The sequence below is a fragment of the Streptomyces sp. SYSU D01066-1 genome, assembly GCF_054956795.1.
The window spans coordinates 1-9,067 of sequence record NZ_JBUDHV010000067.1 but is presented as its reverse complement, the minus strand read 5'-3'; the positions used below and the strand labels follow the sequence as shown (position 1 = coordinate 9,067).

At 73.9% G+C, this 9,067-nt stretch carries 10 protein-coding genes and 1 pseudogene; 3 read left to right on the top strand and 8 right to left on the bottom strand.

Going from position 1 to position 9,067, the window contains the following annotated elements; all coding sequences use genetic code 11:
- The 4 genes from ACY1JF_RS31710 to rimP form a co-directional block, all read right to left on the bottom strand.
- The coding region (locus ACY1JF_RS31710) for a translation initiation factor IF-2 N-terminal domain-containing protein (RefSeq protein ID WP_462708730.1) at positions 1-373 on the bottom strand (373 nt) is incomplete at its 3' end.
- Positions 374-552: 179 nt separating this feature from the next.
- Positions 553-834 (bottom strand): YlxR family protein, encoded by a 282-nt coding sequence (locus ACY1JF_RS31705; RefSeq protein ID WP_462708729.1) that lies wholly within the window; start codon positions 832-834, stop codon positions 553-555.
- A gap of 111 nt (positions 835-945) precedes the next feature.
- Positions 946-1,935 (bottom strand): transcription termination factor NusA, encoded by a 990-nt coding sequence (gene nusA, locus ACY1JF_RS31700; RefSeq protein WP_462708728.1) that lies wholly within the window; start codon positions 1,933-1,935, stop codon positions 946-948.
- Between the two features lie 2 nt (positions 1,936-1,937).
- A complete protein-coding gene (rimP, locus tag ACY1JF_RS31695) occupies positions 1,938-2,465 on the bottom strand; it encodes a ribosome maturation factor RimP (protein WP_462708727.1) in 528 nt (175 codons plus the stop codon).
- A 302-nt stretch (positions 2,466-2,767) separates the two neighbouring features.
- Here rimP and ACY1JF_RS31690 point away from each other — a divergent pair, with 302 nt between their 5' ends.
- Genes ACY1JF_RS31690 through ACY1JF_RS31680 form a run of 3 tightly spaced genes read left to right on the top strand, consistent with a single transcriptional unit; the run spans position 2,768 to position 4,718 of the window.
- A complete protein-coding gene (locus tag ACY1JF_RS31690) occupies positions 2,768-3,301 on the top strand; it encodes a hypothetical protein (protein ID WP_462708726.1) in 534 nt (177 codons plus the stop codon).
- Entirely contained in the window at positions 3,298-3,777 is a 480-nt protein-coding gene (locus ACY1JF_RS31685; RefSeq protein ID WP_462708725.1) for a ferritin-like domain-containing protein, read from the top strand. The genes ACY1JF_RS31690 and ACY1JF_RS31685 overlap by 4 nt, the downstream gene beginning before the upstream one ends.
- Before the next feature lie 41 nt (positions 3,778-3,818).
- Positions 3,819-4,718 carry an aminoglycoside phosphotransferase family protein gene (locus ACY1JF_RS31680; protein WP_462708724.1) on the top strand — a complete coding sequence of 300 codons (900 nt, stop codon included), beginning with the start codon at positions 3,819-3,821 and terminating at the stop codon, positions 4,716-4,718.
- Positions 4,719-5,420: 702 nt separating this feature from the next.
- Here the strand turns inward: ACY1JF_RS31680 and ACY1JF_RS31675 are convergent.
- From ACY1JF_RS31675 to ACY1JF_RS31660, 4 genes and pseudogenes are all read right to left on the bottom strand, one after another.
- Positions 5,421-7,124: a proline--tRNA ligase gene (locus ACY1JF_RS31675; RefSeq protein ID WP_462708723.1), complete on the bottom strand. Its 1,704-nt coding sequence runs from the start codon at positions 7,122-7,124 to the stop codon at positions 5,421-5,423.
- Positions 7,125-7,199: 75 nt separating this feature from the next.
- On the bottom strand, positions 7,200-7,733 hold the full coding sequence (locus ACY1JF_RS31670) for a GNAT family N-acetyltransferase (protein WP_462708722.1): 534 nt from the start codon (positions 7,731-7,733) through the stop codon (positions 7,200-7,202).
- 131 nt (positions 7,734-7,864) lie between these two features.
- Positions 7,865-8,713, bottom strand: a complete 849-nt coding sequence (locus ACY1JF_RS31665; RefSeq protein WP_462708721.1) for a GNAT family N-acetyltransferase — start codon at positions 8,711-8,713, stop codon at positions 7,865-7,867.
- A 222-nt stretch (positions 8,714-8,935) separates the two neighbouring features.
- Positions 8,936-9,067: pseudogene (locus tag ACY1JF_RS31660) on the bottom strand (flavodoxin-dependent (E)-4-hydroxy-3-methylbut-2-enyl-diphosphate synthase); the annotation flags it as partial.

The window sequence follows — 9,067 nt, the reverse complement described above, 5'->3', positions numbered from 1 at the left end:
GGGCCGAGGGCGCCGAGGAGGCCGCGGGGGCCGACGGCTGCTGGGCGGCCGCGGGCTTGGGGGCGGCCGGCCGCGGGGCGGCCGGACGGTCTCCGGCCGGCTTGGCGGCGCGGGGGGTGCCTCCAGGGGCGGCCTGCGCCGGCGAGGGCGCGGCGGGCCTGGGGGCGGCCTTGCGGGGGGCGCCGGGCTTGCCGGCGGACCGGCCGTTCCCGCTGCCCTGCTGGAAGGCGTCTGTCAGTTTGCGTACGACGGGCGCTTCGATCGTCGAAGACGCCGAACGGACGAATTCACCGAGTTCCTGGAGCTTGGCCATGACGACCTTGCTCTCGACACCGAACTCCTTGGCGAGTTCGTAGACCCGGACCTTAGCCACTTCGCTCCTTTGAGGTCCGGGTTGCGTCCGGACCGTCGCTAGTTCATGGGCGTACTCATCGCGTACTCATCGAGTGCTCATCGCAATCTCGACCTGCTTTCGACTCGCGAGGTACCAAGCCGTACGGGGTTCCGTACGGCACGTCTTACTTGCCGTGGTTGCCCGACCAGCAATCCTGGTCAGCAACCCTCCGTCTGCTCGACGTATCGGCGCAACGCCTTTACGTCGAGCGGTCCCGGGACGCGCAGTGCCCTCGGGAACGCCCGGCGGCGTACCGCCTGGTCGAGACAGACCTGGGTGGGGTGTACGTACGCACCCCGGCCGGGCAGCGTACCGCGCGGATCGGGGGCGCATCCGCCCTCGACCGCCACGATGCGCAGCAGTCCGGCCTTGGCCGCTCGCTCCCGGCACCCCACACAGGTGCGCTCAGGGCATGCACGAGCATGCGTCCGGCCAGACACTCCTAAGTCTACCTCCCCGCGGCGACCTCACCCCTTCGGGGCAAGAATCGAACACATGCCGTCGCGAAGCTGTCAGTGATCTCAGCGTCCCGGCGGCCCGGATCTATTCCCTCACTCGGACGGCTGCTGCTCGGTGTCCGGGCGGATGTCGATGCGCCAGCCGGTCAGCCGGGCGGCGAGGCGGGCGTTCTGGCCCTCCTTGCCGATGGCCAGCGACAGCTGGTAGTCGGGCACGGTCACCCGGGCGGAGCGGGCCGCCAGGTCGACGACCTCCACCTTGGTGACACGGGCCGGCGAGAGCGCGTTGGCCACCATGTCGGCCGGGTCGTCCGACCAGTCGACGATGTCGATCTTCTCACCGTTCAGCTCGCCCATCACGTTGCGGACCCGGCCGCCCATGGGGCCGATGCAGGCGCCCTTGGCGTTGAGTCCGGAGCGGGTGGAGCGGACCGCGATCTTGGTGCGGTGGCCCGCCTCGCGGGCGATCGCGGCGATCTCGACGCTGCCGTCGGCGATCTCCGGGACCTCCAGGGCGAACAGCTTCTTCACCAGGTTGGGGTGGGTGCGGGAGAGGGTCACGGACGGGCCGCGGACGCCCTTGGCGACCCGGACGACGTACGACCGCAGACGGGTGCCGTGCGGGTAGGTCTCGCCGGGCACCTGCTCCTGCACCGGCAGGATGGCCTCCAGCTTGCCGATGTCGACCAGCACGTTCTTCGGGTCGCGGCCCTGCTGGACCACGCCGGTGACGATGTCGCCCTCGCGCCCCGCGTACTCGCCGAGCGTGGCGTCGTCCTCGGCGTCCCGCAGCCGCTGCAGGATGACCTGCTTGGCGGTGGTGGCGGCGATCCGGCCGAAGTCCGACGGGGTGTCGTCGAACTCGCGCGCCTCCTGCCCCTCCTCCAGGTCGTCCGGGTCCTCCTTCGCCCACACGGTCACATGGCCGGTCTCCCGGTCGAGCTTGACGCGCGCGCGGCGGCGGCTTCCCTCGGTGCGGTGGTAGGCGATGAGGAGGGCCGACTCGATCGCCTCGACCAGCAGGTCGAAGGAGATCTCCTTCTCCCGCACCAAGCCCCGCAGGGCGCTCATGTCGATGTCCACGGCTACGCCTCCTCTTCTTCCTTCATGTCGTTCTCGTCATGCTCGTCACGCTTGTCCCTGCGGTTGAACTCGACCTGGACCCGGGCCCTGGCGATCTCGTCGAAGGCGAGCCGGCGGGCGGTGGCCCTGCGGCCCTTCACGCCGGGTACTTCGAGGTCGAGTCCTTCGCCGTCCACACCGAGGATCCGGGCGACCAGCTCGCCGCCTCCGGTGAGCTGGAACCTCACCAGGCGGTCGACGGCGCGTACGTAGTGCCGGTGTCCGGTCAGCTCGCGCTCCGCGCCCGGGGTGCCGACCTCCAGGGTGTACTCCCCCTCGCCCATCGCGTCCGTCTCGTCGAGCCTCGCCGAGAGCGCGCGGCTCACATCGGCGATCGCGTCCAGGTCCGCACCGGTGTCGGAGTCGACGACGACGCGCAGCACCCGCTTGCGTCCGACCGAGTCCACCGCGACCTCTTCCAGATCCAGCCCCCGGGAGGCGACCAGCGGTTCCAGCAGTTCTCGCAGCCTCTCGCTCTGGGTGGTGCTCATCCGGGTGACTCCTCGGCCGCGTGTGCTGTTGTGGAACGGTGCGCGTGTCAGGTCAAAGGGTATCCGGTCGCGGGGGGTGTTGCCGTCCACCCGGGCCCGGTGGTGCCGCTGAGTGGCGCCGGGCGGCCTGCCGGGTACGGTGATCAAGGCGCGCGCCGCCTCCGGTGCCGCCTCCCCCAGCGCTTCCCCCCTGCCGCCTTCCGCCGCTTCCGCACACCGCTTCCCTTCACGTCGCTTCCTTCACACCCCTTCCTTCACACCGCTTCCGTACGAGCCTGCCGAGGACGTCTGCCGTGTCGTCGTTGCCCCCATCGCCTCGCCCGCCCGCGCGCCCGCGCAGAAGGAGCCTGCTCGCCACCGCCGCCGGGACCGCGCTGCTGGCCGGCTGCACCGGATCCGGCGGCTCCGGCGAGCCGGACGCCGCCTCCCGGGCCGCCGAGCGGGCACGCGCGCGTGCCGCGCGGGACAGCGCGGAGCTGGCCGCGCGGTACGCCGCGGTGATCGCCGCGCACCCCGCGCTGGCGGAGCGGCTGCGTCCGCTGCGCGCGGAGGTGGTCCGGCACGCGGCGGCGTTCGGCGGGGCGCGCGCGGCGTCCCCCTCGGCCTCCCCCTCGGAGGCCGCACGGGCCGCGGGGCCGGACGGCGGTTCCGCCGCCGGCTCCGTACCGGCCGCCGAGGAGGACGCGCTCGCCTGGCTGGCCGCCGCCGAGCGGAAGCTGGCCGGCCGGCGGACGACGGCGCTGGAGGAGGTCCCGGGCGAGCTGGCCCGGCTGCTGGCCTCGGTGGCGGCGGCCGGGGCGGGGCACGTGTATCTGCTGACGGAGGGCGACCGGTGAGCGACGAGTCCGGGAAGAACGAGAAGAAGCGGGAGCTGAAGGCGCTCCAGGCGGCCTTGGCCGCCGAGCACGCGGCGGTGTACGGCTACGGGGTCGTCGGCGCCCGGGTGGGTGAGGACCGGCGCACGGAAGCGCGGACGGCGTACGACGCGCACCGGGCCCGGCGGGACGCGCTGGGGCGCGAGGTGCGCGACCTCGGGGCGGCGCCGGTCGCCGCCCAGGCCGGGTACGCGCTGCCCTTCCCGGTGCCGGACGCGGCCTCGGCGGCGCGGCTGGCGGCGGAGCTGGAGGAACGGGTGGCCGGGGTCTACTCGGACCTGGTACGGGCAGCCGGCGGCGAGCGCCGGACGGCGGCGGCCGAGGCGCTGCGGGAAGCGGCGGTCCGCGCGGTGCGCTGGCGCGGCGGAAGCGTAGCCTTCCCAGGGCTCGCCGAGCGGGCCGGTACCGCGCCGTCCCCGGCGACACCGACCGCGTGACACGTACGGGAGCGCCCGTGCGGGAAGGGAACGGCTCGCGCATGGCTTTCGAACCGCCGCGGCGTCTGGTCAGGGCGCTCGGTGAGACGGCACCGGACGGTGACGACTGGCTGGCGAGCCTGCCCGGGGCGGCTCGCCGGGCCGTCGGTCTACGCGGGTTGACCGTCGAGCGGACGGTGGTGCCCGGTGGGCGCGGCAGCCTGGTGGTGCTGGTGCGCCGTCCCGACGGGACGCCCGCGGTGCTGAAGCTGGCCCCGCCCCGGGCGCGGCCGGAGAGCGAGCGGGCGGCGCTGGCGCACTGGGGCGGCCGGGGCGCCGTGCGGTTGCTGGAGCCTTTCGTGACCGAGGGTGTCCTGCTGCTGGAACGGCTGCACCCGGAGGTGTCGGTGCGGTCGCTGCCGGAGGCGCGGGCGCTGCTGGAGGCGGCGGGGACGCTGCGGCGGCTGTGGGTGGCGCCGCCCGCGGGGCATCCCTTCGAGACGGTGGCCGGGCGGACCGGGCGGCAGGCGGCGGCGATGCGCGCGGGGGCCGAGGCCGACCCGGCGGTGGCGCCGCTGGTGGACGCGGCCCTGGCGGTGCGCGCGGAGCTGCTGGCCGCGCCCGCCCAGGAGCGGCTGCTGCACGGCACGTTCCGGCAGAGCAAGGTGCTCGCCGGGGACCGGATGCCGTGGCTGGCCGTGGGCCCCGACCCGGTGGTGGGCGAGCCGGCCTTCGACCTGGCCCGGCTGGTGCGGGACCGGGTGGAGGACCTGATCGCCCAGCCGTCCGGCGCCGCCACGGTCCGGCGCCGGATCAAGCGGCTCGCGGAGTCCCTGGAGGTCGACCGGGACCGGCTGCGCGGCTGGACCCTGTTCCGGGCGGTGGAGTCGGGCGTACGGGCCTCGCGGGTCGGCCGTCCCCGGGACGCGGAACTGCTGCTGGAGTTCGCGGGCTGGCTGTGAGGCGGGGTACGCCGCCTCCGCCCGGCCGCCGCCGGGCCCTGTGCGAGGGGGCGGTGACCGGCGAGCGACCGCCGCCCGCCGCGGCGGACGCGGACGGTACGCGACCGGTGTCCGCCGGCGTCCGCACCGACGCCGGCGCGTGACCGGCCACGGGACGTGACCGGAGCGCCGCCCACACCGGCCCCGCGCGGAAGCGGCGACGACGGGCCATGACGGACCACGACGCACAGCACGAATACCGCGAAAGCACCTACCGAAGCGGCGCACGGGCCGCGCCGGACGACGAGCGGCGGCGACACGCCCGCAGCGACCCCACGCGGATACGACGGCGACCGGAACCCGGCCGCACGGCCGGACACGGCGACGACAGGCTATGACGGACCACGACGCACAGCACGAATACCACGAAGACACCTACGGGAACGGCGCACGGGCCGCGCCGGACGACGAGCGGCGGCGACACGCCCGCAGCGACCCCACGCGGATACGACGGCGACCGGAACCCGGCCGCACGGCCGGACACGGCGACGACAGGCCATGACGGACCACGACGCACAGCACGAATACCACGAAAGCACCTACCGAAGCGGCACGCGAGTCACGCCGGACGGCGAGCGGTGGCGACATGTCACCGCCCCCACCCGCACCGGCCCCACGCGGGAGCGGCGGCGTGGGGGCGGGGCCGGGCGGGTGCTCGTGGTGTCATGCCGTCAGGCGGGTGACGGCCTCCTCGACCGTCAGCTCCTCGCGTTCGCCGGTGCGGCGGTCCTTCAGCTCGACCACGCCCTCGCCGGAGCGGCGGCCGGCGACCAGGATCCGCGGTACGCCGATCAGCTCCGCGTCGGTGAACTTCACGCCCGGGGAGATCCCGGCCCGGTCGTCGACCAGGACGCGGACGCCGGCGGCGGAGAGCTTCTCCGAGACGTCCAGGGCCAGCTCGGTCTGGAGGGCCTTGCCCGCGGCGACCACGTGCACGTCGGCCGGCGCGACCTCCTGGGACCAGATCAGGCCCTTGTCGTCGGCGTGCTGCTCGGCGAGGGCGGCCACCGCGCGGGAGACGCCGATGCCGTAGGAGCCCATGGTGACGCGGACCGGCTTGCCGTTCTGGCCGAGGACGTCGAGCTTGAGGGCGTCGGTGTACTTGCGGCCCAGCTGGAAGATGTGGCCGATCTCGATGGCGCGGTCCAGCCTGAGGCCGGTGCCGCACTCGGGGCAGGGGTCGCCGTCCCGCACGACGACGACGTCGACGTACGCGTCGACCTCGAAGTCACGTCCCGCGACGACGTTCCTGGCGTGGGTGTGCTCCTTGTTGGCGCCGGTGATCCACGCGGTGCCCGGTGCCACGCGCGGGTCGGCGATGTACGTCACCTTCTCGCCCAGGCCCTGCGGGCCGACGTAGCCGCGGACCAGGTCGGGGCGGCCGACGAAGTCCTCGGCGGTGACCAGTTCGACGGCGGCGGGCGCGAAGTGGGCCTCGACCTTGTCCATGTCGACCTCGCGGTCACCGGGGACACCGACGGCGACGATCTCGCCGTCGACCTTGACCAGGAGGTTCTTCAGGGTGGCGGAGGCGGGGACGCCGAGGGAGGCGGCGAGGGTCTCGATGGTGGGGGTGTCGGGGGTGGGGATCTCCTCCAGGGCGGGGACGTCCGCGGCGTCGACCGGCTTCAGCTCGAAGGTGATCGCCTCCGTGTTGGCGGCGTAGTCGCAGTTCGGGCAGTCGGCGAAGGTGTCCTCGCCGGCCTCGGCCGGGGCGAGGAACTCCTCCGACTTGGAGCCGCCCATCGCGCCCGCGGTCGCGGCGCAGATGCGGTAGTCCAGGCCGAGGCGCTCGAAGATGCGCTGGTACGCCTGGCGGTGCAGGGCGTAGGACTCGGCGAGGCCCTCGTCGGCGGTGTCGAAGGAGTAGGAGTCCTTCATCAGGAACTCGCGGCCGCGCAGGATGCCGGCCCGGGGGCGGGCCTCGTCGCGGTACTTGTTGGCGATCTGGTAGAGGATCACCGGGAGGTCCTTGTAGGAGGATGCCTGGTCCTTCACCAGCAGGGTGAAGATCTCCTCGTGGGTGGGGCCGAGCAGGTAGTCGCCGCCCTTGCGGTCCTGGAGGCGGAACAGCTCGGGGCCGTACTCCTCCCAGCGGCCGGTGGCCTCGTAGGGCTCGCGCGGCAGCAGGGCGGGGAGGGTCACCTCCTGGGCGCCGATGGCCTCCATCTCCTCGCGGACGATGCGCTCCACGTTGGCCAGGACCTTCTTGCCGAGCGGCAGCCAGCTCCACAGGCCGGCGGCGGTGCGGCGGACGTAACCGGCGCGCACCAGCAGCTTGTGGCTGAGGACCTCGGCGTCCGCCGGGTCGTCGCGCAGCGTCTTCGCCAACAACTTCGACATGCGCTGGACCGGTGCGTTCGCCATGGTTCTCGTGTCTCCTGCGAAGTAAGGGTGGTGACGAACGAGATTAACCGGGCGGTCGCGGGGGGCGGAAATCGGTTACCTCCGCAGCAGCGGGAGGGGGGCGCCCATCACGGCGTACGGCTTGGGGGCGCTGGGGAAGAGGACCTGGCGGGCGAGGTCCCGGTAGCCGAGGGAGCGGTACAGGCCGCGGGCGGGGCTGTCGGTGTCGATCGCGGAGAGGATCGAACGGGGTTCGGCGGCGCCGTCGGTGATGGTGGTGATCAGGGCGCGGCCCAGGCCGAGGTTCTGGTGGTCGGGGTGGACGTGCAGTTCGGTGATGACGAAGGAGTCGTCGAGCCAGGCGTCGTTGCCCCGGGCGCGCAGGTACGGCTCGACGATCGTGGACCACCAGTGGGCGCGGTCGTTGGGCATGCCGTAGACGAAGCCGGCCAGACGTCCGTCGGGGGTGGTCGCGCCCAGGGCGCGGGCGCCGGGGTGGGTCATGTGGCGCAGGACGATCTGGCGGCGGACGGCGACCTCGTCGGGTCCCAGGCCGAACGCCGCGGCCTGGACTTGCAGGGCTTCGTCGACGTGGGCGGCGAGGTCGAGGGGGCCGATCACTGCGTCCATGGAGCGGAGCCTACAGGGGGGTTCGCGTCGTTTCCGGGGTGCGGGTGGTCGTGGCCGGTCGCGCCCCCGCGCAAAGCCGCGCACCGGTACGGCCCGCGCGCCCCAGGGGCGCGCGGCCGCCTGGGCACCGGTCAGAAGAGCACGCTCATGAACGCGCCGACCTCTTCGAAGCCGACGCGGCGGTACGTCCTCCTGGCCGCCGTGTTGAAGTCGTTGACGTAGAGGCTGGCGACCGGGGCGATGTCCGCCAGGGCGTAGCGCAGGACCGCGGCCATGCCGGGGGCGGCGAGGCCCCGGCCGCGGTGTCCGGGGGCCACCCAGACGCCCTGGATCTGGCAGGCGCGGTCGGTGGCGGCGCCTATCTCGGCCTTGAAGACGACCTTGCCGTCGGCGTCGAAGCGGGCGAAGGAGCGGCCGGAGCCGACGAGTTCGGCGACCCGGGCCTGGTAGAGCAGGCCGCCGTCGCCGGCCAGCGGGGAGACGCCGACCTCTTCGGTGAACATCGCCACGCAGGCCGGCAGGAGCGCGTCCATCTCGTCCTTGTGGACGCGGCGGACGTGCGGGTCGGGGGCGATGTGGGCGGGCGGGCGGTCGGTGACCATCAGGGGCTGGCGGCGCCGGACCTCGCGGGCCGGGCCCCAGGCGGGTTCGAGCAGCCGCCACAGCTGGGCGGTGGCGTCGGCGGGGCCGACGATGGAGGAGCAGCGGCGGCCGGCCCGGCGGGCGCGGTCGGCGAAGGCGCGGACGGCGCGGGGGGTGGCGCAGATGGGGACCAGGTTGGCGCCCGCGTAGCACAGGGACGTCAGTATGCCGTCCTCGTACCAGCCCCACATCTCGCCGCCGAGCCGCCACGGGTCGAGGCCGGCGACCCGTACCCGGGACGTCACGAAGGCGTTCGCGACCGGCTCGCGGTCGAGGACGGCGAGCGCGGCGTTCAGGTCGCTCGGTTCGAGGACCCGGGAGGTGGTCTGCGTCAACACGTGCGGGCCTCACGCTGGGGTCTGCTGATCTCCGCACTGTACCCGCGGAAGCTTTGCGGCGTCGCCCCGTGTTCCGTCGCCGTTCGTTCACCGGTGGCCTTCGGGCGCCGTGGCGCCGGGGGCCGCCGCCCTCGGGCGCCCGCTCGGCCGTGAGCGGGCCTCGTCCCCGGACGCCGGAGGGGCGGGAAGTGCCCGGCCGGCGCCGGGAACGCGCCGGGAGCCTCAGCCCGCGACCGCCACCGAGGGCTCGCCCGACGCCACGCCGTCCTTCTCCATCTGCTCGGCGATCTTCATCGCCTCCTCGATCAGGGTCTCGACGATCTTGGACTCGGGGACGGTCTTGATGACCTCGCC

What these genes read in the sequence shown, in the direction of transcription:
- ACY1JF_RS31670 (WP_462708722.1), bottom strand. Translation starts at nt 7,733, where the DNA reads ATGGACGCAGTGATCGGCCCCCTCGACCTCGCCGCCCACGTCGACGAA.
- rimP (WP_462708727.1), bottom strand. Translation starts at nt 2,465, where the DNA reads ATGAGCACCACCCAGAGCGAGAGGCTGCGAGAACTGCTGGAACCGCTG.
- ACY1JF_RS31675 (WP_462708723.1), bottom strand. Translation starts at nt 7,124, where the DNA reads ATGGCGAACGCACCGGTCCAGCGCATGTCGAAGTTGTTGGCGAAGACG.
- ACY1JF_RS31680 (WP_462708724.1), top strand. Translation starts at nt 3,819, where the DNA reads ATGGCTTTCGAACCGCCGCGGCGTCTGGTCAGGGCGCTCGGTGAGACG.